This is a genomic window from Caulobacter hibisci, from assembly GCF_016135805.1.
GTDB lineage: Bacteria > Pseudomonadota > Alphaproteobacteria > Caulobacterales > Caulobacteraceae > Caulobacter > Caulobacter hibisci.
In genome coordinates, this window is the sequence record NZ_JADWOX010000002.1 from 421,087 (window position 1) to 445,710 (window position 24,624).

Consider the following 24,624-nt stretch of genomic DNA (forward strand, 5'->3'; position numbering starts at 1 on the left):
CACGATGCCCCAACTCCTTCTCGAACTGTTCTCCGAAGAGATCCCCGCCCGCATGCAGGGCCAGGCCGCCAAGGACCTGGAACGCCTGGCGCGCGAACACCTGGCCGCCGCCGGCTTCCTGCCCGAGGCCCTGAAGACCTTCGCCGGCCCGCGCCGTCTGACCCTGGTGGCCGAGGGCCTGCCGCTGGCCCAGGCCGACCGCAAGGAAGAGCTGAAGGGCCCGCGCGTCGGCGCCCCGCAGCAGGCCATGGACGGCTTCCTGCGCAAGGCCGGCCTGACCCAGGACCAACTGGTCGAGCAGAACGGCGTCTGGATGGCCTTCGTCGAAAAGAAGGGCCGCCCGACCGCCGAGATCGTCGCCGAGATGGTGGAAGCCATCGTCCGCGGCTTCCCCTGGCCCAAGTCGATGACCTGGGGCACGGGCAAGCTGCGCTGGGTGCGGCCGCTGAAGCGCATCCTCTGCGTGCTCGACCGCGAGGTCGTGCCGTTCGCCATCGACGGCATCCAGAGCGGCGACGTCAGCGAAGGCCACCGCTTCATGGGTGAAGCCAAACCCTTCGTCGCCAAGGACTTCGACGAGTACGCGGCGGGCCTGGAGGCCCACTTTGTCGTGCTCGACGTCGAGGAGCGTAAGGCTCGCATCCTCGAAGGCTGCAAGACCCTGTGCTTCGCGCGTCACCTGGAGCTGGTCGAGGACATCGGCCTGTTGGAAGAGGTCGCCGGCTTGGCCGAATGGCCGACGCCGGTGCTGGGCGACATGGACCCGTCGTTCCTCGACCTGCCGCCCGAGGTGATCCGCACCTCGATGCGCACCCACCAGAAGTATTTCGCCGTGCGCAAGCCGGGCGAGGCGGGTCTGGCCCCGCACTTCATCACCGTGGCCAATATCGAGGCCAAGGACGGCGGCAAGGTGATCGCCGCCGGCAACGCCAAGGTGCTGTCCTCGCGCCTGTCGGACGCCCGCTTCTTCTGGGACGAGGACGTCAAGACCGGCTTCGAACCGTGGCTGGCCAAGCTGGACGGCGTGACCTTCCACGCCAAGCTCGGGACCATGGCCCAACGCGTCGAGCGCATCGTCGCCCTGGCCGGCGAGATCGCGCCGCTGGTCGGCGCCGATGTCGACAAGGCCAAGGAAGCCGCGCGCCTGGCCAAGGCCGACCTGACCTCGCAGATGGTCGGCGAATTCCCCGAGCTGCAGGGGATCATGGGCGGCTACTACGCCCGCCACTTCGGCCTCGACCCTGAGATCGCCGCGGCGATCCAGGACCACTACAAGCCGCAGGGCCCCTCCGACGCCGTCCCGACCGCGCCGCTGAGCGTGGCGGTGGCGCTGGCGGACAAGCTGGACACGCTGGTCGGGTTCTTCGCGATCGACGAGAAGCCGACGGGGTCGAAGGACCCGTTTGCGCTTCGTCGCGCGGCGTTAGGCGTGATCCGGATTATTCTTGAATCTGGTCACGCATTCGCTCTGAGCGATCTTTTGCGCGGGCAGGCGGCGCTTCTGCTGCGTGCAGAAATGCAAGAGGTTTTCAACAGCGTAAGGGCGGGCGTTGTGAACGCTCAATTGGCCGCGCGGGTGTCGGACGCCGAGGTTCAATTGGCACTGACGGATGAAGCTCTTCACGCTTTTGCAATTCTGGACGTGGCGGCGACGGTGCCGGATTCTGCGCCGGAAGCAATCTTGGTCGCGGCCGAACGTATCGCTGGGGCATTTGTTGACCAACGCAGCGGGGTTGAGTGGCGCAACGCTTACCTGCCAGCCATGGACCACCTTCTTGCCTTCTTCGCCGACCGCCTGAAGGTGACCCTGAAGGACCAAGGCAAGCGCCACGACCTCGTCGACGCCGTGTTCGCCCTGGGCGACGACGACCTCGTGCGGATCGTGGCGCGGGTCGAGGCCCTGGACGGCTTCCTGAAGACCGACGACGGCAAGACCCTGCTGGCCGGCTACAAGCGCGCCGCCAACATCCTCAAGGCCGAGGAGAAGAAGGGCGCGCTGCCGGAGGGCGAACCGGAGGAGCCGGCCGCCGACAGCGCCGCCGAGGTCGGGCTCTACCAGGCCCTGCGCCTGCTGAAGGCGCCGCTGGCCGAGGCTCTGGCCAAGGAAGACTTCACCGGCGCCATGGCCCAGCTGGCCGCCCTGCGCGAACCGGTGGACGCCTATCTCGACGGTGTCTTCGTCAACGACCCCGAGCACCGCGACAACCGCCTCAAGACCCTCGCGGCCGTGCGCTCGGCCATGGGCCAGGTGGCGGATTTCGGACTGGTGGCGGGCTGATCCCTGATCCTTCTCCCCTTGCGGGAGAAGGTGTCGGCGACAGCCGACGGATGAGGGGTCTCTCAGAAATGAAACGCCGCGACGGCTTATCGGCTGTCGCGGCGTTTTGCATTCGTGCGACCCCTCACCCGACCTCCTTCGGAGGCCACCCTCTCCCGCAAGGGGAGAGGGGTCATTCACATACATCCGCCCACTTGGCGTTCACCGCGTCGCTGCCGTCGGCTTCCTCGATCACCAGCGCGCCATCGGACCAGACGAAGCGCTCGGGACCGTCGAAGCTGTCCTGCTCCTCCTGGATGTCGACCTGACCGCAGACCGAGATCACCTCGCCGTCCTGATGGGTGAAGACGTGGCCGAAGACGACGGCGGCAGCTTCGGGGAAGCGGTTCTGGACGGCGATCTTGCCGCCGGCGATGGCCAGCTGGTCATCGCCCTTGTCCTGGACGACCTCGGTCTCGGTGTCGCGGAACACGTAGGCGACGAGGCCCACGCCGACGCCGAGCAGGACCACGGCGGCGGCCGCCACGGCGATGATGCGCTTGTCGATGTTCATGGTTGTAGTCGGCCGCAGGTTGCGGGCGCGGTCAACCGTGGCGGCGAAACCTCGTCCTTCGACAAGCTCAGGATGAGGTTTTTGAACGATCTCGCATTTGATCCTCACCCTGAGCCTGTCGAAGGGCGAGGATCAGCCCCTCAGTCCCTAAGCAGCGGCAGCGACAGTCCGCCGGCCTGCCGCGCGCCGAGGATTTCCCGCCGAAATCGAAACAACTCGGCCGGGCGGCCGCCGGTTTCGCTGTCCAGGCGCCCCAGGCCCTCGACCAGATCCTCGCGCTCGACCACGCGGCGGAAGTTCTGCTTGTGCAGCGGCACGCCGGCGATGGCCTCGACGGTGCGCTGCAGGGTCGAGAGGGTGAATTCGGCGGGCGTCAGTTCGAACACCACCGGGCGATACTTGATCTTGCCGCGCAGGCGCGAAAGCCCGGTGGCCAGGATCCGCCGGTGGTCGGAGATCATCGGCTCGCCCAGGGCCGCCGACAGGGCCTCGGGCTCGGCCGGGTCGTGGCCGTCGGCGCGGGCCCGGTCGCGGGCGGCCTCGGGAGCCAGGCCCGCCTCATAGAGCAGCTCGTAGCGCTCCAGCACCCGTTCCTCGTTCCACGGCGCGCCGTCCAGGGCGAAGGCCAGGCGGGCGCGGGAGAGGCGGTCGGCGTCGTCGCCGGCCCAGCGGCGCAGGGCTGGGGCGATGGCCTCGTCGAGCAGGGCGGGGCGGCCGGCGCGCCAGTCTTCCCACGGGAAGAAGCGGGTCCACGGCGCCCAGACGGTGTCGGGCGCCTGGGTGTCGGTGGCCTTGGGCGTCAGGCCCAGATAGCCGATCGAGACGACGCGGGCCGCGCCGGCCCCGACCTCGGCCCGGGGGGCGTCGCGGCCCTTGTCGCCGAAGGTGTAGAGCTGCTCGACATAGCCCAGCTGGAAGCGGGTCTGCTCGGTGACGAAGGCGCGCAGGGCCAGCTCGAAGGTGCGGTGGCCGGCCGGGTCGAACGGGCCGAACGGCAGGCCGGGCAGGGGCGAGGCGATGTCGGTGACGGCGTCGTGCGGCCGCACGGTCAGGACCACGACCTCGCCGTCGCGCACGGCCACGACCACGGCCGACAGGCCGATGACGATCGCGGAGGCGCCGGTAAGGTCCGTCATTCCGTCTCGAACGCGGCGCTGGGCGAGGATTCGTAGCCGGCGGCCTTCGACAGCACGTGGAAGCGCTGGACGTAGCGGGCCTGGGCCTCGAACGGCGGCTGCGGCGTGATCTTCAGGTCGTAACCGGCCGGCGGGGCGCCGAAGATGGCTAGGGACTCAGCGTGTTCGAACCCGGCCAGCTGGGTGGCCTCGAAGAAGGCGCAGGCGCGGTCGGCCTGCTTGATCAGCTTCTTGATCGGGGCCGGGGTCTTCACCGGCAGGCCGAAGCGGATGTGGATGGCGTCTTCAAGCCGGGCCTCGAAGTCCTTGTACGACACGCCCAGCGCCGCCTTGAACGGGCTGATCATGTCGCCGATCACGTATTCGGAGGCGTCGTGCAGCAGGGCGGCCAGGCGCCAGCGCGGCTCCAGGTCGGGCTTGATGTGGGCGGCGATCTCCTCGACCACCAGGCTGTGCTGGGCCACCGAGAAGCCGTGCTCGCCGATCGTCTGGCCGTTCCAGCGGGCCACGCGCGCCAGGCCGTGGGCGATGTCCTCGATCTCGATGTCCATGGGCGAGGGGTCCAGCAGGTCCAGCCTGCGCCCCGACAGCATGCGCTGCCACGCCCTCGGCGGGCCTTTATGCAGCCCTTTGGCCACGAGATCGTTCCTCACGGTGAAGGTGGTTTGAGTGCCGCATCGCTTGATGAAGATCAATGATGGCCCGGCCCGACGCCTGTGGAAATGCGTTTTGTCAGAAAGCGCCCCCGAAGGGCGCGAGGGCTGGACGTTCAAAACGGTTTCGGCGCGCAACCCGCGCCGACGATTTGGAGGACTGATCATGAGCTGGGCGAGAATCATGGCGCCGCTGGCCGGGTCCAAGGCCGATGAGGGCGTGCTGCGCGCCGCCGCCGTGCTGGCCGGCGCCTTCGACGCCGAACTGGCCGCCATCCATGCGCCGGCCGACGTGGCCGACCTGATGCCGTGGATGGGCGAGGGCTTCATGGGCGGGGTGCAGGTTACCGCGCTGGAAAGCCTGAAGGAAGCCGCGGTCGAGGGCGCCCACGCCGTCGAGGCCCTTGTCGCTTCGGTCGGCTATGCCAAGGCCCGCGTCACCACGCTGGAATCGCCGGTCTGGGCGGGCCTGGCCATGGAGTGCCGGCTGTCGGACGTCATCGTGTTCGACGACGCGGCCGCGCGCGGCAAGGGCCCCCTGGCGGAAGCCTTCCAGCAGATGATCGCCGACGAGCAGCGGCCGGTTCTGGTGGCGCGTCCGGGCCTGAAAGTCGGCGGCACGGCCCTGGTCGCCTGGGATGGCGGCAAGGAGGCCAGCCGCGCCCTGCGCACGGCCTTGCCGCTGCTGCAGAAGGCCTCGCGGGTGGTGGTGGCCGGCGCGCCGGGCGCCTCGTCGCGCAGCTTCGAGCTGGCGCGGATGGTCGATTTCCTGGCCGCGCGGGGCGTCAGCGCCCAGGTGCGCGTGCTGGAGGGGTCCAGCGACGCGGCCAAGCTGCTGCTGGAGACGGCGCGTGACGAGGGGGCCGACGTGCTGGTCGCCGGCGCCTTCGGCCACCCGCGCCTGCAGGAGTTCATCTTCGGCGGCACGACCCGCAGCCTGCTGAACGCCGACGGCCCGTCGCTCTTCCTGTCGCACTGAGTTTTACCGTTCAACCAAGAAGAAGGAGGCAGTCCATGTCCCTGTCCCGCATCGTCATGCGCCTGGCCCGCAATCCGGGCACCGAGTTCGCCGGCGGCGACGACCACCGTGGCTACGCCCTGACCGCGCCCCTGACGGCCGACGGTCACCTGGACGAGGCCGAATACGCCAAGGCCAAGAAGGACTGCGCCGTCCGCCGCTTCGCCCCCGACGACGAAATCGCTGACGGCCGCCTGGCCCGTCGCGGCGAGCGCTGGTTCTTCGACTATGACGAGGACGACCAGATCGACGACGAGCCCGTGCATCGCCTGGGCCAGCATCGCTTCGCCATCGGCGAATATGTCACCGTCACCGACGAGGACGGCCGGCCCCTGACCTACAAGGTCATGGAGGTGACGCCGATCTGAGGGGGGAACCTCGTCCCCCCCGGGTCGCGCCGCTGGCGCGGCTCGCCCGAGGCCAGGCTGCGACAGGCTCAGGATGAGGTTTTTCCAATGCCCGGCTGAAAATCGTCCTCACCCTGAGCTTGTCGAAGGGCGAGGACGACGCACCAAGGCTAGTACCGATACGCCAAGCTCACCCCCACCTTCCGCCGGTCCCCCAGGATCGGGATGTAGGTCGTGCCGCCGGTCACCAGCAGCAGGAAGGCGCTGGAGACGTATTTCTCGTCGAAGAGGTTGTCCGACCAGAGCCGCAGGTCGAGCCCGCCCTTGGTGAGGCCGACCGACAGGTCCGAGACCGTGCGCGGCGCGATCCGGGCCAGGTTGGTGGCGTCCACATACTGCGCCCCGACATAGGACGTCGTCCCGTGGGCGTAGGCGGTGTAGCCGCCGGCCAATGACTTTTGCCAGTCGAAGCCGACATGGGCGGTCCAGCGCGGCGAGCGCTCCAGGTCCTTGCCGCCGATCGCGCCGTTGGCCGCGCAGACCAGGCCGTCGCAATAGGCCGTGGTCGCGCTGGCGGCCAGGGCCTTGGAGATCACCCCGTCGCCGTACTGGGCGTCGTTGTAGCTGGCCGAGCCGTGCAGGGTCCACGCGCGGCTGGCCCGGAAGGCGGTCTCCAGCTCGAAGCCCGTGGTCTCCGTCGAGCCGAGGTTGCCGGTCACCGTCGCCGAGGCGGCCGCGGGCGGAGCGACGCGGCGGGCCTCGGTGATCTGGATGTCCTCGGCCTCGATCCGGTAGAGGGCGGCGTTGACCATCAGCCGGCGGTCGACGAGCAGGTTCTTGAAGCCCAGCTCGATCGTGGTGTTGGTCTCCGGCGCGTAGGTGGCCTGGCTGGGGTCGTAGAGCGTGCTGGCGCTGGCGACGTTGAAGCCGCCCGACTTCACGCCCCGCGCGGCCGACAGATAGAGGTTGCTGGTCGGCGCGATCTTCCAGGTCACCGTGGCGCGCGGGGTGAAGTAGTCGAAGTCGGTCGAAGCGCTGGCCGCCGCCGGATAGCGATCGGCGATGGTCTGTTCCTCGTGTGTCTGGCGCAGTTCCAGCGAAGCCTTCCACAGTGGATAGTCGGCCTCGACCAGGCCGAACACCGCCTGGATCTTGGTGGTCGTGGTGCTGTCGGCCTGGAAGGCGACGCCGCTGAGCGACCGGGGCGCGGTCAGGGCGCCCGAGGTCTGGGCGCTCACCGCCTGCGAGCGGTAGAGGGTCAGGTCGTCGGTCTCCGAGGCGTAGACCCCGACAAACCCCCGCAGCGGGCCGTCGCCGTCATGGGTCAGGCGCAGCTCGTGCGAGCGAGCCTCGATCCCGCCATTTCCCGACAGGTCGAGCAGGTTGGAGCCGGCCAGGCCGAACAGCCCGGCGAACAGGCCGGTGTAGCCCAGGGTCTGGTTGCGGGCCGAGGCGCCGCCGCCGATGAAGCTGGCGTCGGTCCAGCCGTAGAGATAGCTCAGCGTCGTGCTGGGGGAGAGCTTCCAGTCGGCGGCGGCGGTGAACACCTGGCTTTCCGTCTCGCCGCCGTCGCTGCGCGGATCGATGACCAGGCCCTCGGGGCGCGGCTCGCCGGCGACCAGGGCGGGCATGACCGGCAGGGCGCCGCAATAGAGCTTGTTGGCGCCGGCCACGGTCGAGCAGTTGAGGCTGTTGTAGCGCTCGAGCACGCTCTGGCTCAGCGTGTAGCCGGCGGCGGCCTCCTGTTCGCGGCGGCTGTCGGAGAAGGTCAGGGCCAGGGTGAAGGCCTCGACGGGCTGGACGTCGAGCGCGGCCAGCACGGCCTTGGTCTCGTAGCCGCCCAGCTTGCCGCTGGTGCGGCCGCCGGCGTTGGCCAGCGGATGGGCGTTGGTCCAGCCGCCGTCATATTCGCCATAGGTTCCGGCGAGGCGGCCGGTGAGCTTGTCGCCGAGCAGCGGTCCCGACAGGCTGGCGACGTACTTGCGGTAGTCGTCGCTGCCGGCCGACGCCGAGGCCTTGGCCGTGAGGGTCGAGGCGGGGCGTTCGGTGACGAAGTTGACCGCGCCGGCGAAGGCGTTGCGGCCCAGGGCCGCCGACTGCGGACCGCGCAGCACCTCGACCCGTTGCAGGTCCAGGAAGCTGGCGTCGACCTGATAGCCCTTCTGCAGATAGACGCCGTTGTAGAAGCTGGCGACGTTCTGCACTGGGTTGGTCAGACGGGTCTGGCTCTGACCGCGGATCACCGGCGTGCCGAACGGGCCGCCGTAGTTCTCGAAGGCCAGGCCCGCCAGCTGGCCGGCTACGCCCTTCATGTCGTCGACGCCGCGGGCCTCCAGCTGAGTCGCGCTGAGCACGCCGGCCGACACCGGCGTCTCCTGCACGGTCTCGGCCAGCTTGCGGGCGGTGATGACCACGGCCTCGACGGCGGTGGGATCGCTTGTCGTCTGAGCGTAGGCCGGCGCAGCGGCGAACAGGGCCGCGCCGGCGAGGAACCAGGTCCTGCGGTTCATGACTTCCCCCTTGGCCCGATCAGGGGAGGCGGCGCCTCGTCGGGCCGAGGGGTATTCCGAACGGCGGGGTCCACGGTCCGTGGACTGATTTCAGTCTGCTCGACCTGCGGTTAAGTCGGCTCGCGCGAGGGTGGCGATGCTTCGAAAACGGGCCTCTCAGCCGCCGACATTGTGGCGCACCAGGGCCTTCATGGCCTTGAACAGGTCGCCGTCCTCGCTGTCGCGGCGCTTGGCGCGGACCACGGCCACGGCCAGGGGACCGCCCTGCGGGCCGCGCGCCTCGTAGCCGGCCAGGTGATAGCCGCTGGGGGCCTTGTCGCTGGCCAGCACCAGGGTGGCGCGCACGCCGTCCTTGGCCTTCTGGCGCTGCTGGATCACCGCGCCGTCGTCATTGGCGTGGATCGAGACGTCGCCATCGCCGTCGCCCTCGTCATGGGCGGTGACCTGGACGGTGCGGCTCTCGTGGCCGCCGTCCTTGCGCTCCTCGACCTTGGTGGTCTTGCCGCCGCCGCTTTCGCTGACGTTCTTGGTGACCCGCACCTGGGCATTGCCGTCGTCGGCGTTGATGGTCATGCCGCCGATACGGATGTCGGCGCCCTCGTCGCGCGCGTCGATGCTGAGGCCGGGCAGCTTGATGTGGGCGTTGTTCTTGCCCTTGCCGCCGGTGGGCGGCGCCGGCGGCTTCAGCTGCGGCATCAGGGCCTTGAGCTCGGCCTCGATCGGGCTGAGCGCGGCCTCGGCGTTCTCGCCCTGGAAATCGACCAGACGCAGGCTGACCTCGGCCCGGTCGCCCTCGTACTGGCACGAGCGGCCGTCGGCGGCGACGCTGACCCGGTGCAGGCTGCCCTGCTTTTCCGGGCAGTCCAGGCGCGAGATGGCCCGCAGCGGCTCGCGCTTGAGCGCGACGCGCTCGTGCTTGTCGCCCTTGACCGAGACCTGCGGCGAGCAGGCGGCGAGCGCCAGGGCGCTGGCGGCCAAAACGAGGATCAGGCGCATCGAATAGGGTCCTTCGGGTTCGGCGCGAAGGTGTGCAAACCGGCGACCGACGTCCAATGAAATCGCGGTAACAGGCTCAGGCGACCGGCGGCTTGACCTGCTCGTCGACGGCGCCCAGCAGGTCCGTGGCCAGGTGCCGGATGTCCGGGGCGGCGGCGTCGGAATAGGTCACCCGCAACTTTGCGAACCAGGGACCGATCTGCATCAGCCACAGGCCCTCGTTTCGCCCCTGCGGATCGCGCCAGAACTTGCCCAGGCGACGGGGGCCGCCGTCGGCCGCGGGATAGGGGTCGGTCACGTCGCTGGCCGCCGGGGTGTGGGCCTTGGCCTGTTGCACATAGGCGTCGAACACCCGGGTCAGGGTGTACTGCTCGGGCAGCTTGGTCAGGTACAGGGTGGCCGTCGCGCCGGACGCGCCATAGCCGCAGCTGACGTCGCGGCCGCCCTGGGCGGCGTCGTAGACTGTCAGGCGGTCGCGCTTGAAGCCGTCCAGCGTGACGGGGCAGGCGAAACCGCTGGCCGGATGCAGGGCGGCGCCGCCAGGCTGCTCCTGGAAGCTGGCGTTCTGCGGCACGGGGCTGGTGACCGGCGGGGCGACCGCCGAGCCCGGCGGCGGCGTGAAGCCGGGCTTGGACTTGGGGCCCTCGTAGGCGTCCATCATGAGGTTGATGCGCACGTTCTTGGTCTTCTCGTCGCGGCTGACCAGCGGCGGAAGCTTGCCCTGCAGCGCGGCCAGGACGTCGGCCTGGAGCGCCGCGCCGTCGGGCGCCGAGCGGTAGACCCGCAGGGCCGAGGCGCCGGCCTTGGTCGAGATCACCAGCAGATAGTTGGCCTCGGCCGCCGGTACGGGGCGCTTCTCGACCTCGGCCATGACGACCGACATGATGTTGGCAAAGGGAACGACGAAGAAGATCGGCGCGTCGGCATCGGCGCTGCGCGCCACCAGGATCGGAGAGGCTTCACCGGTCTCGAACACGGCATAGGGTCGTCCGCCGGCCTCGAAGCCTGGTGCGTCGCACTTGGCCTTGGCCTTCAGCAGGGCCTTGCGTTGGGTGGGCTTGTCCTGAAGCGCCGGGCCCATCGACAACAGGGCGGCCAGGTCGGCCTGCATGTTGCCCGAGGGCAGGGCGATGGCCTGGGTCGCCGGGCGGACGGCGCAAGCCTCACGCGCCGCGGCCGGCGTCGCCGCCAATGCCGCACCCAGCACCACGCCCGCGATCACCAGGAACTTCATGTACGCGCCCTCCACAGCCGGCCGAGCTTGGCCGACGGTAGCGCGGACGTCCAGGCGCAATCTCCCGGCGAGCGAGCCCCTACTGGCCGGGGCGGGCGCCGCCCTCGCGGCGGGCCAGGAAGGCCAGGCGCTCGAACAGGTGGACGTCCTGTTCGTTCTTCAGCAGGGCGCCGTGCAACGGCGGGATCAGCTTGGTCGGATCCTTCTCGCGCAGGACTTTCTCGTCGATGTCCTCGACTAGCAGCAGCTTGAGCCAGTCCAGCAGTTCCGAGGTCGAGGGCTTCTTCTTCAGGCCCGGAACCTTGCGCATGTCGTAGAAGATGCGCAGCGCCTCGGCGACCAGCTTCTGCTTGATGCCGGGGAAGTGGACGTCGACGATCGCCTGCATCGTCGCTTCCTCGGGGAAGCGGATGTAGTGGAAGAAGCAGCGGCGCAGGAAGGCGTCCGGCAGCTCCTTCTCGTTGTTCGAGGTGATGATAATGATCGGCCGCACCTTGGCCGAGATCGTCTCGTTGGTCTCGTAGACGTAGAACTCGTTGCGATCGAGCTCCTGCAGCAGGTCGTTGGGGAACTCGATGTCGGCCTTGTCGATCTCGTCGATCAGCAGCACCGGGCGCTGGGGGCTCTCGAACGCCTCCCAGAGCTTGCCCTTCTTGATGTAGTTGCGGACGTCCTTGACCCGTTCATCGCCCAGCTGGCTGTCGCGCAGGCGGGTGACGGCGTCGTATTCGTAGAGACCCTGCTGGGCCTTGGTCGTCGACTTGATGTGCCAGGTCAGCAGCGGGGCGTTCATCGCCTTGGCGACCTCGTAGGCCAGCACCGTCTTGCCAGTGCCCGGCTCGCCCTTGATCAGCAGGGGGCGTTCCAGGGCCACGGCGGCGTTGACGGCGACCTTGAGATCCTCGGTGGCGACGTAGTCGGCGGTGCCTTCGAAGCGCTGGCTCATGCGGTTTTCCTGACGGCGCGCCCGTCCCCTCCGGGAGAGCGCGCCTCGAACAAGTGTTCAAATCTTCAGGCTAACCTACAGAGCCGCGCCGCGCGATCAAGCCGGGTTCTGCGGCGGCTGGCGGTGACGGCGGGTCACGGACGGCGGATCGCTGGCCGGGAAGCTCTCTTCCAGGCCTTCCTCCAGCTGGTCGTCGAGGTTTTCGGCGTCTTCGACAGGCTCGGGCTTCGGATCGGACATGCGGGCGCTCTCCCTGACCGCAAGTATGGGGCGTGATGATGCGGCAGCTGGCCAGAGCCGGCTAGGACGGATCGACCCTTACCCGCGCTTGTCGTAGCCCAGGGCCTCAATGTCGTCGTCGGCCAGGCGGGTCGACTCGTAGTCGGAGGGCTCTTCGTCGTCGTCGGAGACCAGATCCTCGTCCGACAGGCCGCCGCCGACCGGGTCCAGCGGCTCGCGCTCGACGTCCAGGCCCTCGTCGTCGCGGCCGCCTTCGAGTTCGTCCTCGAGCTCGATCAGCTCGGACTCGTCGAGGATATCAACGTCCTCGTCTTCATCCTCGGCGTCGTCGCCTTCGGCCTGGGTGACGTCGAAGACGTCTTCGATCTCGTCGAAATTGGCGATATCGCCGCCGTCTTCGGTCAGGTTGGTCTCGTCCAGGACCTCGGCGACATCCTGGGCGTCGAAGTCGGTTTCGGCGGGCATCGGGCGTCTCCTGCGGGGACGGCGCGATCGCCGTCCGTCACGGAATCAACCCGTCCCGGCGAAGGGCGTTCCGGGCCTATTTCGCGAACTCGCCCAGGGCCTGGGCCACGTCGGCCATGATCGGCCGCCAGTCGTCGTAGTTCGGCGCGATGAAGCAGCGGGCCTGCGGGTACCAGGGGTAATGGTCGGTGCCCAGCCGCGTCCAGGCGGCCGCGCCGGTCAGCAGCCAGGTCGCGGCGCCGCAGGCCCCGGCCAGGTTGATCGTGGCGTTGGCGAAGCCGATGGTCAGGTCCAGGGCGCAGGCCAGGGCGGCGACGTCGTCGAGGTCCTGCTTCAGGTCGATGCCGGGCGGGGTCCAGATCTCGACGCCCAGCTGCTCGCGGGCATAGGCGATCTCCTCGTCGCAGTCGCCGTATTGCAAGTTCACGAACGAGACGCCGGGGGTCTTCAGCACCGGCTCCCACAGCTCGAACGGCGAGAACTGGCGGGCGCGCTCGGCATTGAGGCGCAGGCTCTTCCACAGGAGGCCGACCTTGGGCCCGGGCGGGGCGTCTTGCAGCACGCGCTTCCAGTGGGCGACGCGCCCGGGACCGGGCGTCAGGAAGCGCTCGCGCGGCGGGAAGGCCTCGGCGGTCGGGCGGAAGGCGCGCAGCAGCGAAGCCATCGGAACCCAGCAGTCGATCTTCGACCAGTCCTCGACGAAGGGGGCGTTGCGATAGGTGCGGCCCTCGTAGGCGACGGTGCGGTGCGCCGTGACGTCGATGCCCGGAAAGCTGCGCTCGAACAGCGGGATCAGGCGGCGCTCGACCACCAACGACAGGGCGCCGTCGGGCCCCAGGGCCTCGATGACGTCGGGCAGGGTGTTGGCGAACATCACCTCGTCGCCCAGGCCCTGTTCGGCCAGCACCAGCAGGCGCTTGCCGGCCAGGTCCTCGCCCGTCTCCCAGGCGCGGACGGGCATCGGATAGTGCGGCGCGCCGGGCAGGTCGGGGTCGAGGCGGGCCTTGTAGGCGTCCCAGCCGTCGGCCACGCGGCCCAGGGCCAGCAGGATGGTCGAGTGGGCGAAGCGCATGGTCGCCAGGTCCTCGACCGAATCGGCCGAGGCGATACCGGCCTCGCAGTCGGCCAGGGCGCCTTCGACGTCGCCGAGGTCCAGGCGGGCGAAGGCGCGGTTGTGATGGCCCTTGCCGAAGTTCGGGGCCAGGCGAAGCGTCTCGTCGAAGAAGGTGAGGGCGGTGCGGCCCTCGCCGAGGCTGCACATCACCGTGCCCAGGGTGTTCCACAGGGCCGGAACCTCTGGGTTGGCCTGGATCGCGGGCTTGAGCACGTCGATCGCCGCCGATTCCTGGTTCAGGTCGCGTAGGGCGCAGGCCAGGTTGTTGACCCCCTCCAGGTCGCCGGGGCGCTCCTTGAGGTAATGCATGAACAGCTTGGCGGCGATGTCGGGCATCTCCAGCCGGAAGGCCAGGCGGCCCAGATCGCCCGCCACCGCGCCTTCGCTGGGCAGAAGTTGCAGCGCCGCCTCGTAGCACTGCATCGACGAGGCGAAGTCGCCGAGCTTCTCGCGGGCCACGGCCAGGACGTGCCAAGCCACGCCCGTGCGTTCGTCCTTTTTCAGAGCCTTCAGCGCCTGCTTCTCGGCGTTGGCGTAGTCGCCGTTCTGCACGGCGACGATGGCCTTGTTGAGCAGCTTTACGCTCTGCTGGTCGCGGACCGCGCGGGCTTCGCGATTCAGCCGGGCGATCGAATCGGAGGAGGCGGAATCACCCAGTTGCGCGGCCCGCAGGCCCAGATGCACGCCTTGACCGGCCGCCTCGTCGGCGGCGGCGAGGGCGGCGGCCGAGATTCCTGAGCCGAGATTGCGGGTCATGCGGTCACCTTGGCGATTGGGAGGCTTCATCCACTGGGCGAGTATGCTTAATTGAGTCCTAAGCTGCGACTTACGGTCGCGCGGTCGGCAATAGGGCGTTAACCCACGGCGACCTAGGGTCCGATCCGAACGCCATTCCGGCGAACCGCCACTATGGCGGACGGGCGCAGCGATGGAAGGAGCGGCCAAAAGTGCCTTTGAAGCTGTCGCTGAAGCCCGGCGAGAAATTCGTGTTGAACGGGGCGGTCGTGCAAAACGGCGATCGTCGCGGCGTGCTGGTCCTCCAGAACAAGGCCTCGGTGCTGCGTGAGAAGGACATCATGCAGCCGGACCAGGTCACTACGCCATCTCGTCGCATCTACTTCCCGGTCATGATGATGTATCTGGAAGAAGCTGGAGCGGAAAAATACTACGACGAGTTCGCCACCCGCCTGACCGAGTTCATGGGCGTGGTGCGCAATTCGGCCGTTCTGGCCGACTGCATCGCGATCTCGAAACACGTCATGGCGCGCGAGTACTACAAGGCGCTCATGCTGAGCCGTAAGCTGATCGATTACGAAGACGAGAGGTTGGGGAATGTCTCTTCGGGCCTACCAACAGGCGGCGACCAGGACTGAGAATCCGCGTGAGGTCGAGTACCGTCTGTTCGGACAGGTGACTCGGGCCCTCATGGAGGCTTCCCAGGCTGACGAGAGCGATATCCAGACGCGCATCAAGGCGCTGGACTGGAACCGTCGTGTCTGGTCGGCGCTGGCGACCGATTGCGCGCTGCCTGAGAACACCATGACGAAAGAGCTCCGCGCGAGCATCATCTCGCTGAGCATCTGGGTGGGTCGCCACTCGAGCCTGGTCATGCGCAAGGAAGAGGACTTCGAGCCTCTGATCGAGATCAACCGCATGATCATGCAGGGGCTGGCCGGCCGCGCCGAAGCGGCCTGATCCCACGCCCTCCGGCATCCCACGGCGCCGCTCGGCGCCGATTGCCGCCTCTCCCGGAAAAACCTGCCGCCCGGCGAATGTTGCATTCGCCGGGCGGTTTCGTTTCCGGTCTGCCGCTTCACATTTCCCTTTAATTTCAAGGCATTGCGATTTGGCGCCGAGGTGGTCCGAGCTGGCCCGCCGCTTGCGATGGTTCCCGCGGGCAAAACGCCCGGCCGGCAAAATGCCGGGGCTCTCCACCAAAACGGTAGGTTCCTATGATCGCCAACTCCATCAACACCAATGCCGGCGCGATGATCGCGCTGCAGAACCTGAACGCCACCAACTCGGAGCTGACCACCACCCAGCAACGCATCAACACCGGCAAGAAGATCTCGAGCGCTAAGGACAACGGCGCGATCTGGTCGATGGCTGAAATGCAGAGCGCGACGTCGAGCTCGTTGAACGCCGTGAAGGATTCTCTCCAGCGCGGTCAGTCGACGATCGATGTTGCTCTGGCTGCAGGCGACACCGTCACCGATCTGCTGGGCAAGATGAAGGAAAAGGCTCTGGCCGCCTCCGACACCTCGCTCAACACCGCCTCGTTCAACGCCCTGAAGGCGGACTTCGACTCGCTGCGTGACCAGATCACGAAAGCGGTGACGAATGCCAAGTTCAACGGCGCCAGCGTTGTCGACGGTTCGACGACCAAGCTCGAGTTCCTCGCGAACGAAACGGGCTCGGCCTTCACCGTCTCCTCGCGGACCCTGTCCCTCACGGGCATCGGTCTGTCGGCGACCACGAGCTTCACGAGCGCCGCCGCCGCCAAGACGATGATCGCCACGATCGACACTTCGCTGCAGACGACGACGAACAAGCTGGCTTCGCTCGGCACCAACTCGGTCGGCCTGGACATGCACTTGACCTTCATGGGCAAGCTGCAGGACAGCCTGGACGCGGGTGTCGGCAACCTCGTCGATGCGGACATGGCCAAGGAAAGCGCCAAGCTGCAGTCGCTGCAAACCAAGCAGCAACTGGGCGTGCAGGCACTGTCCATCGCCAACCAGGCGCCCCAGTCGATCATGTCCCTGTTCAAGGGCTGATCGAAGAAGCGCCAGAGCGGCGGCAAGCGCCGGGCGATCGCAAGATCGCCCGGCGTTTTCTTTTTTTCCGATCAGGTTCCGTGGGCGGACTTTCGGTGAGCACTGGTCGATTTTCAGATGGGCAAAACGGTCGCATCTGCTGAAACCTGCCCGGCAAATATTGCCGACGGGCGCTCAAAGTAGGCAGGAAGTGCCGGGTGACGGCATCCTAAACGAACATATAACGCAGTAATTTCAACGACTTAAAAATTTTGCGCGAGTGGGCAGGTTTGGCCCGGTAGTTGCTTCCTAGTTCAGCGAGCAAAACGCTCCCGGCAGTCAAAATGACGTCGGACAACCTGAAATAGGAACATATTCGTTATGGCGCTGAACAGCATCAACACGAACTCGGGCGCGATGATCGCCCTGCAAAACCTGAACTCGACCAACAGCGATCTCGCCGTTACGCAACAGCGTATCAACACCGGCAAGAAGATCGGTAGCGCCAAAGACAACGGCGCCATCTGGGCCACCGCCAAGAACCAGTCGGCCACCGCCTCCTCGATGAACGCCGTGAAGGACTCGCTGCAACGCGGTCAATCCACGATCGACGTCGCTCTGGCCGCCGGCGACACCGTCACGGACCTGCTCGGCAAGATGAAGGAAAAGGCCCTGGCCGCTTCCGACACCTCGCTGAACACTGCCTCGTTCAACGCTCTGAAGTCTGACTTCACCTCGCTGCGCGACCAGATCACCAAGGCCGTGAGCAACGCCAAGTTCAACGGCGCCAGCATCATCGACGGTTCGACCACGAAGCTCAGCTTCCTGGCCAACTCGGACGGCACCGCCATCACGGTGAACTCCAAGACCCTGTCGCTGGCTGGTATCGGCCTGAGCACCAGCACCACCTTCGCGGACGCCGCTGCTGCCAAGACGATGATTGCGACCATCGACACGGCCCTGCAAACGACGACCAACAAGCTGGCTTCGCTGGGCACCAGCTCGACCGGCCTGGACACCCACCTGACCTTCGTCGGCAAGCTGCAAGACAGCCTCGACGCGGGCGTGGGCAACCTGGTCGACGCCGACCTGGCCAAGGAAAGCGCCAAGCTCCAAGCTCTGCAAACCAAGCAGCAGCTCGGCATCCAGGCGCTGTCTATCGCCAACCAGTCGACCGGTACGGTCCTGAGCCTGTTCCGATAAGGAACGAGCAGGGGGCGGTCCTCACGGGCCGCCCCCGCCTTTCTTCGGCCTTCGCCGGGGAGGGGATAACAGAGGCGCCGCCGAGAACCGGCGGCGATGGGAGAGATGGAAAGCCAAGCCGCGCTGACGGCTCCTGTTCAAGAGATGTCCGCGCAAAACCCGATCGTTCCGCCCACCGTCCCAGGCAAGACCTCGGACGGCGAAGTCGTGTCCGACGTCCGCCAGGCCGAGGCCCGCAAGGGCTCCGCCAGCGCCGCCGAGCAGAAGGTCGACAACGGCCCTCAGCCGGGCGACCTGCGCCTGGTGATCGAGGAGGACGCCGACAGCGGCGTCTACGTCTACAAGACGGTCGACCGGCGCACCGGCGAGACGCTGAAGCAGTACCCGCGTGAAGACGTGTTGAGGTTCAAGGACAACGCGTCCTACGGCCCCGGCGCGATCTATGACGGCCTGACCTAGGGGCGTTCGCGCCCAAAGGCCTGTCGAGCAAGGGTTTTCCGGATCACGCTTGCGGCGCGACGTCGCAGGCGCGTTATGGTTTACGCGCGTTAACCATATTCTTACTCCCTCAGCCGCAAGTTCACGGTCGATCCGCTCGGCCGCCGAATCGCGTACCGAGCTCCCTCGTAAGTCGGCGAGAACGCCGTTCGGAGATCGTGATGACGCTGAGCGTGAACACCAATCAGCCTGCGCTGATCGCCCTGCAGAATCTGAACAAGACCAACGACGAGATGCAGGGCGTCCAGACCCGCATCAACACCGGCCTTGCGATCTCGAGCGCCAAGGACAACGCCGCCGTCTGGTCGATCGCCCAGGACCAGCAGGCCGACCGTTCGGCCCTGTCCTCGGTCAAGATCAGCCTCGACCGCGCCACCTCGATCGCCGACGTCGCCCTGACCGCCGGCGAGACGGTCTCCGACCTGCTCAACCAGATGCGCGAGAAGGTGGTCGCGGCCAAGGACAGCTCGCTGTCGACCTCGTCGCGCAAGGCCCTCGACGCCGATTTCCAGGGGCTGCTGAGCAACCTGAGCCAGGTTGTCGACAGCGCCACCTTCGACGGCGCCAACATCCTCAACGGCAGCCAGACCAGCGCCATCACCTTCCTGGCCGACGCCGACGCCCAGACGGTCATCTCGCTGAACCTGCAGACCCTGTCGCTGGGCAGCCCCAACAACAGCCTGGTCGCCGGCGACAGCATCTCGACCCTGACCCAGGCCACCAACGTCCTGGCGCGTCTCGACGCGACCATCGCCTCGGTCAACCAGGCGGTCGGTTCGATCGGCTCGCAGGCCAAGCAGATCGACGGCCACAACACCTTCGTCTCGAAGCTTTCGGACGTGCTGGAGACCGGCGTGGGCAACCTCGTCGACGCCGACATGGCCAAGGAAAGCGCCCGCCTGCAGGCCCTCCAGGTCAAGCAGCAGCTCGGCGCCCAGGCGCTGTCGATCGCCAACGGCGCGCCGCAACTGATCCTGTCGCTGTTCGGCAATAGCTAAGGCGCTCGAAGCCTAGGCATGCGCGCCTGACGACGCGCCGCGCGCCGCAAATATCCGCGAGCGTCGCTCTCCTAACGTAATTGTACGATAGAACGCCGGTCTTGCCCTAGGCCGGCGTTCTGCACGTCGGTACTGTTACCCAGGGCGATGTGTGTGGGGATTCGCGCGGCATGATCGATCTGCGGGACTTGAAGGACGAAGACGAGGCGGTGCTGTTTCGCTGGCGCGCCGAGCCCGAGGTCGATCGCTGGATGTCCGACGCGGCGTTCCCCAGCCGCGACGCCCACGCCGCCTGGTTCGAGGCGCTGCGCCGCGATCCCGACATGCAGGGCTGGATGATCGTGCGGGGCGGCGAGCCGGCCGGCCTGCTGACCCTGACGGGCCTTTTGTCGCACCATCGCCGCGCCGGCTGGAACTGGTTCGTCGGCGCCGCCGACGCCCGCCGTCGCGGGGTAGGGCGGGCCGCCCAGGTGCTGGGTCTCGACAAGGCCTTTGGCGAGCTGGGCCTGCACAAGGTCTTCGCCGAGGTCATGGCCGACAACGACGCGGCGCTAAAGGCCCAGTCCGCCTCGGGTTTCCGCCGCGAAGGCTATCTGCGAGGCCACGTGCTGAAGAACGGCGAGCCGCGCGACGTGGTGCTGCTGGGCATCCTCGCCGAGGAGTGGGCGATCCTGCGCGAAGAGGCCCGGCGCTCGCTCAGCGACGCCCACCTGATCGCGGCCTGATCTGGGGCCTCGGGCCGAATTCGATTCACACGTCTTAACGAAACGTCAGCGTTCATAACCGTAGATTGCCGCTGTGTGGCGCATTGCGCCTTCCGTGGAAGCTGTCGTGATCACTTTCGACACCAGTTCGTTGCTGAGCTACTATCAGGCCAAGGTCGGCCTGACGGGCGCCAGCACGTCCACGGCCACGACCGGCACCACCTCGTCCTCGTCCAGCAAGAAGGCCATTCCGGCCGCGCCCTGGACCACCGTCAGCACCCAGGCCAGCGATCTGGTCAAGTCGGCGCTGAACGGCCGCAAGTTCGTCGACGAAGGCGCCGCCGAGGCGGCCTCGCCGGGCATCAGCGGCGACTACAAGAAGCTTTTCACTGCCTACCAGGCGCTCAACACCCTGACGGCCCTGGCCAGCCGGTCCAGCGAGAAGAACGTCTCCGACAGCGAGATCAAGCGCCTGCAGACGGCGATGACCAAGGGGCTGACGGAGCTGACCAACTACGTTCAGAACCTGAACGGCGAGAACATGCGCCTGACCACCGGCGCGGCCATGACCACCGACAAGTCCACCGTCGGCATTCCCAAGAACGTCTATGGCTACGTCACCAGCACGCTCTATACCGGCCAGGTCGACGACGAGGTCCCGCAGTTCAAGGGCAATGTCAGCTTCGACATGGCGGTGACCAAGTTCGGCGAGACCACGACGCTGAAGATGGACCTGTCGGAGATGGGGACCAAGCCGCGGACCATGGCCAACGTGGTCAGCTTCTTCAACGAGAAGCTCTCGACGGCCGGCTACAACACCACCTTCGCCGTCGAGCGCACCGCCGGCGTGGCGCGCACCACCACGGTCAACGGCCAGACGGTGAAGCTGCCGGCCACCGGCGACGACTTCGCTCTGCGGATCCGCGGCGACTCGATCGAGAAGGTGAATTTCACGGCCACGGCGACCAAGCCCGCCATCTACGTCACCACCGAGGCCGGCAACCCCGACCCGGACAAGGACACCAAGACCGACGACGCGGTCATCGAGAACACCCTGACCAAGTACGGCGCCGGCTCGGGCGCGACGGCCGGCACCAAGGTGTTCTCCGACACGCTCGAGGGCACGGTCGCCAAGGTCCACAAGACCGTGACCGGAGCCGACGGCTCGATCTACGTGTTGGCCGACGTCGAAAAAAGCGTCGAGAGCCAGACCATCAAGGGCGACCAGGACGTCGCCCTGCTGAAGTACGACTCGGCCGGCAAGCTGCTCTACGCCCGCAGCCTGGGCGCGGCCGACACCGCCACCGGCTATTCGATCGCCGTGTCTAGCGACGGCAAGGTGGCCGTGGCCGGCTCCGTGGCCGGGACCCTGACCGGCGCCACCACCGGCCCGATCAACTCCGACAGCAACGGCACGGTCACCGACAGCTTCGTCTCGCTCTACGACGCCGCCGGCGACGAGGCCTGGACGGTGCGTCGCGGCGGCCTGCTGGAAGACGAGGCCACCGCCGTCGCCTTTGGCCAGGACGGCGTCGTCTACGTGGCCGGCCGCACCAAGTCGGACCTGCCCGGCGCGACCGGCTCGGCCTCGAAGGGCGGCTACGACAACTATCTGACGGGCTTTGCGACCGACATCGCGGGCACGCCCAAGGCGCTGTTCACGACCCATTTCGGCAGCGCCGAGAACGACACCGTCTCGGGCATGGTCGTCGATGGCGGCAAGGTCATCGTCGCCAGCAAGGAAGGCAGCGAGGCGATGCTGCGCAGCTTCAACGTCGCCACCACCGTGGTGACCGAGAACCGCACCGCGCTGAACTCGGCCGGGGCCTACGAGACCAAGCCGGTCACCTACACCAAGGCCGCGACCATGACCGTGGGCGCGACGCGCGACCTCGGCACGCTGAAGGGCGGCGACATCGCCGGCCTGGCCATCGACAACGGCCAGCTCTATGTCGGCGGCTACACGACCAACGGCTCGCTGGCCGTGAACAACGTCAAGTCGGCCGCCTCGGGCGGTTCGGACGGCTTCGTGGCCCAGCTGTCGCTCGACCTGACCAACACCTCGGGCGACACCCTGGCCTATTACGGCGGGACCGGCGACGACACGGTCACCGGCATGGCGGTCTCCAACGGCCAGGCCTGGCTGGTCGGCTCGGCCGGCAAGGACCTGGCGGGCCAGGCGACGGTCGGCACCAAGGACGGCTATGTCGCCCAGATCGACATGGCCACCGGCGACGCCACCTGGGAACAGCGCCTGACCGGCAAGGACGGCTACGCCACCCCGACCTCGATCGCGGTCGACGCCTCCGGCTCCAGCGCCCTCGACATCTTGGGCCTGCCGCGCGGGACGATGAACTACGTCCAGTCGGATAAGATCGTCTCGGCGACCTCGGCCCGTCCTGGCGACACCTTCCAGATCCGCACGCGCGAGCGCGGCCCGCTGACCACCATCACCATCGGCGCCGAAGACACGCTCGACACCCTGGCCGACAAGATCCGCCGGGCCTCGGGCTACGCCGCCAAGGTGTCGATCTCCAGCGACGGCAACATGCGCAAGCTGAAGATCACCCCGGCCTACAACACCTCGACGGTGGAAGTGCTGCCGGGCAAGGGCGACAGCAACGTGCTCAGCGCTCTGGGCCTGGCCTCCGGCATCGTGCGCAACACCAAGACCGACGACGGCCGCACCGTCTCGGCCGACGGCAAGGGGCCGGTCTACGGCCTGAAGCTGCCGACCGAGCTCAGCCTCGTCGACGAGACCGCCCGCGCGACCACGGCCGACCTGCTGAAGTCGGCCACGGCCGCCATCCGCAACGCCTATCGCGAGATGGCCGACATCGCCAACGGCGTGAAGGCCGACGGCTCGACCGCGACCTCGGGCAAGACCGGCGGCACCGCGCCCGCCTATCTGACCAACCAGATCTCCAACTACCAGGCCGCCCTCGACCGTCTGACCGGCGGCTAAGCCCCGCAAACCCTCGCGGCGCTTGAAACCGTCATCGACGCGTCGTAGCCAGGGGGCATGGAACTTCTCAAAGATCGACGCGTGCTGCTGGGCGGCGGAGCGGCCCTGGCGGTGATCGCTGGCCTGGCCGTGGCCTTCGGCCTGATGGGCGGCAAGGATCGCAAGCCGGCCGAGGATCCGCCGGCCTCGCGCGGCGGCCTGATCGTCGAGACCGGCCGTCCCGACGACGGCAAGCTGAACGATCCCGCCCGTCCGCTGCGCTGCTTCGTCGGCGGCCAGTTCGTCGGCGAGACCACCCTGGCCGACTGCGCCAAGAAGAACGGCGTGGCCACCGGCGCCCTCGACGTCGGCGTTGACGAGACCGGGGCCCTGGCCGCCGCCGACCAGGCCGGCACGGTGCTGACCCCGCTGCCGCCGCCGACCGTGGCCGCGCCCGTCGCCACGCCCGCGCCGACGCCCACCGCCTCGGGCGCGATCCCGGCCTCCAGCGCCCCCCTGGGCGTCTGCCAGCGCTATGCGGGCGGCCAATGGAACAAGCTGCCGGGCGAGATCACCCAGAACGCCTGCATCCAGCAGCTGTTCGCCGGCAAGTGCGAGCGCCCGGGCGGCGCCACCTACGGCCGCTGGGGCGACGAGACCCTGCGCCTGCTGCCGGGCCGGGTGGAGGCCTCGTCCGACAACCGTTCGTTCCACCTCGTCGTGGAACAGGCCGCCACCTGCGCCATTCCCAGCGTCGGCTGAGCGCGCCTTGGGGCGCGCCCAGGCGCGCTCCAGCTATCTGAATAAAGGTCCTTCCCGTCGGGAGGGGCTCTTGGGCCTAAGGAGTTTTCCGATGCGCGTTTTCCCCATCGTCGCCGTCCTGGCCCTGGGCGTCGCGGCCGCCGGCCTGTCGGGCTGCGTCAAGGCCACCCCCGCGCCTTTCGACCAGGGCGTCTGCAACCACGTGGTCGAGAAGAAGGACGGAACGCTGCAGTTCAACCCCGTCGAGCGCAACGTGCCGAACATGGAGACCTGCGCGGCCACGCTCGAGGGCATGCGCATCCGCTTCCTGCGCATGGGTCTGCGGAAGGAGCAACTGACCGGCTCCTACCAGGGCAAGTTCATCTTCGTGGAGCGCGAAGGCATCTATCTGGGCGACAGCTACGAGGGCGCCCGGTTCATGTCGCTGGTGCGCACGGGTGACGGCCGCCTGGCGGTGCCGGGCGCGCTGCCGGCCCGCTGAGGCGTCGACCGCGAGGCGAGGAGAGGGCGGTGGATAACCGCCCTCTGTTCACAGGAACGTTTAGTGAACAATTCTTGATTTCCGCCTTGCTGAGTCGTTAACGTCTCCGCTCGAGATTCCGGCGCATAGGGTCGCCGGGCGAGAACAGGGCATTCGCCAAATGGCTGGCAGCGTCAACAAGGTCATCCTCGTCGGCAACCTCGGGGCCGACCCCGAGATCCGCACCCTCAATTCGGGCGACCGCGTCGCCAACCTGCGCATCGCCACGTCCGAGACCTGGCGCGACCGCTCCAGCGGCGAGCGCAAGGAAAAGACCGAGTGGCACCGCGTCGTGATCTTCAACGACAACCTGGTGAAGGTGGCCGAGAGCTACCTGCGCAAGGGCTCGACCGTCTACATCGAGGGCGCGATCCAGACCCGCAAGTGGACCGATCAGCAAGGCCAGGAAAAGTACTCCACCGAGATCGTGCTGCAGAAGTTCCGCGGCGAACTGACGATGCTGGGCGGCCGCGGCGACGGCGCCGGCGCCGCGCCGGGCGGCGGCTATGACGAGGGTTACGGCCAGGGCGGCGGTGGCGGCGGCTACGGCGGCGGCCAAGGCGGCGGCAACTTCGGCGGCGGCGCCCCGCGCAGCCAGCCCAGCGGCCCGCGCGAGAGCTTCTCGGCCGACCTGGACGATGAAATCCCGTTCTAGAGCCGGACAAGGCTCGAACGACAGACAGGCGGCCGGTTCCCCGCGGGACCGGCCGCTTTTTCTTTGCGCGTCTTCCCTGGGCGTTCCGACGCCT

The 24,624-nt window shown here is 67.9% G+C and carries 23 protein-coding genes and 2 pseudogenes; 15 read left to right on the forward strand and 10 right to left on the reverse strand.

What is annotated here, in order from left to right:
- Positions 1 to 4: 4 nt before the first annotated feature.
- Positions 5 to 2,278: a glycine--tRNA ligase subunit beta gene (gene glyS, locus I4Q42_RS05030; protein ID WP_198574967.1), complete on the forward strand. Its 2,274-nt coding sequence runs from the start codon at positions 5 to 7 to the stop codon at positions 2,276 to 2,278.
- A 172-nt stretch (positions 2,279 to 2,450) separates the two neighbouring features.
- Here glyS and I4Q42_RS05035 read toward each other — a convergent pair whose 3' ends face one another.
- Positions 2,451 to 2,831: a hypothetical protein gene (locus tag I4Q42_RS05035; RefSeq protein WP_198574968.1), complete on the reverse strand. Its 381-nt coding sequence runs from the start codon at positions 2,829 to 2,831 to the stop codon at positions 2,451 to 2,453.
- A 50-nt stretch (positions 2,832 to 2,881) separates the two neighbouring features.
- Here I4Q42_RS05035 and I4Q42_RS26555 point away from each other — a divergent pair.
- Positions 2,882 to 2,963: pseudogene (locus I4Q42_RS26555) on the forward strand (hypothetical protein); the annotation flags it as partial.
- A gap of 8 nt (positions 2,964 to 2,971) precedes the next feature.
- On the opposite strand, the pseudogene I4Q42_RS05040 reads toward I4Q42_RS26555, so the two are convergent.
- Both I4Q42_RS05040 and I4Q42_RS05045 read right to left on the reverse strand, forming a co-directional pair.
- A pseudogene (locus I4Q42_RS05040) lies at positions 2,972 to 3,998 on the reverse strand (NUDIX hydrolase); the annotation flags it as partial.
- A complete protein-coding gene (locus tag I4Q42_RS05045; protein WP_198574970.1) occupies positions 3,964 to 4,605 on the reverse strand; it encodes a YfbR-like 5'-deoxynucleotidase in 642 nt (213 codons plus the stop codon). The gene I4Q42_RS05045 and the pseudogene I4Q42_RS05040, both read right to left, overlap by 35 nt.
- A 181-nt stretch (positions 4,606 to 4,786) precedes the next feature.
- On the opposite strand from I4Q42_RS05045, the gene I4Q42_RS05050 reads away from it, so the two are divergent.
- Together I4Q42_RS05050 and I4Q42_RS05055 are read left to right on the forward strand one after the other, a co-directional pair.
- Positions 4,787 to 5,599, forward strand: coding sequence for a universal stress protein (locus tag I4Q42_RS05050; RefSeq protein WP_198574971.1), 813 nt, complete (start codon positions 4,787 to 4,789; stop codon positions 5,597 to 5,599).
- A gap of 35 nt (positions 5,600 to 5,634) precedes the next feature.
- Positions 5,635 to 6,006 carry a hypothetical protein gene (locus I4Q42_RS05055; protein ID WP_198574972.1) on the forward strand — a complete coding sequence of 124 codons (372 nt, stop codon included), beginning with the start codon at positions 5,635 to 5,637 and terminating at the stop codon, positions 6,004 to 6,006.
- Between the two features lie 149 nt (positions 6,007 to 6,155).
- Here I4Q42_RS05055 and I4Q42_RS05060 read toward each other — a convergent pair whose 3' ends face one another.
- From I4Q42_RS05060 to I4Q42_RS05090, 7 genes are all read right to left on the reverse strand, one after another.
- On the reverse strand, positions 6,156 to 8,495 hold the full coding sequence (locus tag I4Q42_RS05060) for a TonB-dependent receptor (protein ID WP_198574973.1): 2,340 nt from the start codon (positions 8,493 to 8,495) through the stop codon (positions 6,156 to 6,158).
- Positions 8,496 to 8,651: 156 nt separating this feature from the next.
- Positions 8,652 to 9,491, reverse strand: coding sequence for a hypothetical protein (locus I4Q42_RS05065; protein ID WP_198574974.1), 840 nt, complete (start codon positions 9,489 to 9,491; stop codon positions 8,652 to 8,654).
- 76 nt (positions 9,492 to 9,567) lie between these two features.
- Positions 9,568 to 10,725: a hypothetical protein gene (locus I4Q42_RS05070; RefSeq protein ID WP_198574975.1), complete on the reverse strand. Its 1,158-nt coding sequence runs from the start codon at positions 10,723 to 10,725 to the stop codon at positions 9,568 to 9,570.
- 79 nt (positions 10,726 to 10,804) lie between these two features.
- Positions 10,805 to 11,671 carry an AAA family ATPase gene (locus I4Q42_RS05075; RefSeq protein WP_198574976.1) on the reverse strand — a complete coding sequence of 289 codons (867 nt, stop codon included), beginning with the start codon at positions 11,669 to 11,671 and terminating at the stop codon, positions 10,805 to 10,807.
- Positions 11,672 to 11,767: 96 nt separating this feature from the next.
- Positions 11,768 to 11,911, reverse strand: coding sequence for a hypothetical protein (locus tag I4Q42_RS05080; RefSeq protein WP_198574977.1), 144 nt, complete (start codon positions 11,909 to 11,911; stop codon positions 11,768 to 11,770).
- A gap of 78 nt (positions 11,912 to 11,989) precedes the next feature.
- Positions 11,990 to 12,376 (reverse strand): primosomal protein, encoded by a 387-nt coding sequence (locus I4Q42_RS05085; protein ID WP_198574978.1) that lies wholly within the window; start codon positions 12,374 to 12,376, stop codon positions 11,990 to 11,992.
- Between the two features lie 76 nt (positions 12,377 to 12,452).
- Positions 12,453 to 14,246: a tetratricopeptide repeat protein gene (locus I4Q42_RS05090; protein WP_198574979.1), complete on the reverse strand. Its 1,794-nt coding sequence runs from the start codon at positions 14,244 to 14,246 to the stop codon at positions 12,453 to 12,455.
- A 191-nt stretch (positions 14,247 to 14,437) separates the two neighbouring features.
- Between I4Q42_RS05090 and flbT the strand changes: the two genes are divergently transcribed.
- From flbT to ssb, 11 genes are all read left to right on the forward strand, one after another.
- Entirely contained in the window at positions 14,438 to 14,863 is a 426-nt protein-coding gene (gene flbT / locus I4Q42_RS05095) for a flagellar biosynthesis repressor FlbT (protein ID WP_198574980.1), read from the forward strand.
- A complete protein-coding gene (flaF, locus tag I4Q42_RS05100) occupies positions 14,823 to 15,185 on the forward strand; it encodes a flagellar biosynthesis regulator FlaF (protein WP_198574981.1) in 363 nt (120 codons plus the stop codon). Before flbT ends, flaF begins: the two co-directional genes overlap by 41 nt.
- Before the next feature lie 257 nt (positions 15,186 to 15,442).
- The gene (locus I4Q42_RS05105; RefSeq protein ID WP_198574982.1) at positions 15,443 to 16,267 is read left to right on the forward strand and encodes a flagellin; all 825 of its coding nucleotides are present in this window, start codon (positions 15,443 to 15,445) and stop codon (positions 16,265 to 16,267) included.
- A 360-nt stretch (positions 16,268 to 16,627) separates the two neighbouring features.
- On the forward strand, positions 16,628 to 17,449 hold the full coding sequence (locus I4Q42_RS05110; protein WP_198574983.1) for a flagellin: 822 nt from the start codon (positions 16,628 to 16,630) through the stop codon (positions 17,447 to 17,449).
- A gap of 144 nt (positions 17,450 to 17,593) precedes the next feature.
- Positions 17,594 to 17,908, forward strand: a complete 315-nt coding sequence (locus tag I4Q42_RS05115; RefSeq protein WP_232792860.1) for a hypothetical protein — start codon at positions 17,594 to 17,596, stop codon at positions 17,906 to 17,908.
- A 200-nt stretch (positions 17,909 to 18,108) separates the two neighbouring features.
- The gene (locus I4Q42_RS05120; protein WP_198574985.1) at positions 18,109 to 18,945 is read left to right on the forward strand and encodes a flagellin; all 837 of its coding nucleotides are present in this window, start codon (positions 18,109 to 18,111) and stop codon (positions 18,943 to 18,945) included.
- A 170-nt stretch (positions 18,946 to 19,115) separates the two neighbouring features.
- The gene (gene pseH, locus I4Q42_RS05125; protein ID WP_198574986.1) at positions 19,116 to 19,670 is read left to right on the forward strand and encodes a UDP-4-amino-4,6-dideoxy-N-acetyl-beta-L-altrosamine N-acetyltransferase; all 555 of its coding nucleotides are present in this window, start codon (positions 19,116 to 19,118) and stop codon (positions 19,668 to 19,670) included.
- Positions 19,671 to 19,776: 106 nt separating this feature from the next.
- The gene (locus tag I4Q42_RS05130) at positions 19,777 to 22,614 is read left to right on the forward strand and encodes a hypothetical protein (RefSeq protein ID WP_198574987.1); all 2,838 of its coding nucleotides are present in this window, start codon (positions 19,777 to 19,779) and stop codon (positions 22,612 to 22,614) included.
- 57 nt (positions 22,615 to 22,671) lie between these two features.
- On the forward strand, positions 22,672 to 23,355 hold the full coding sequence (locus tag I4Q42_RS05135) for a hypothetical protein (RefSeq protein WP_198574988.1): 684 nt from the start codon (positions 22,672 to 22,674) through the stop codon (positions 23,353 to 23,355).
- Positions 23,356 to 23,446: 91 nt separating this feature from the next.
- Positions 23,447 to 23,836: a hypothetical protein gene (locus I4Q42_RS05140; RefSeq protein WP_198574989.1), complete on the forward strand. Its 390-nt coding sequence runs from the start codon at positions 23,447 to 23,449 to the stop codon at positions 23,834 to 23,836.
- A 160-nt stretch (positions 23,837 to 23,996) separates the two neighbouring features.
- Complete coding sequence (gene ssb, locus I4Q42_RS05145) at positions 23,997 to 24,530, forward strand: single-stranded DNA-binding protein (RefSeq protein WP_198574990.1); 534 nt, start codon at positions 23,997 to 23,999, stop codon at positions 24,528 to 24,530.
- The last annotated feature ends 94 nt before the right edge of the window (positions 24,531 to 24,624 follow it).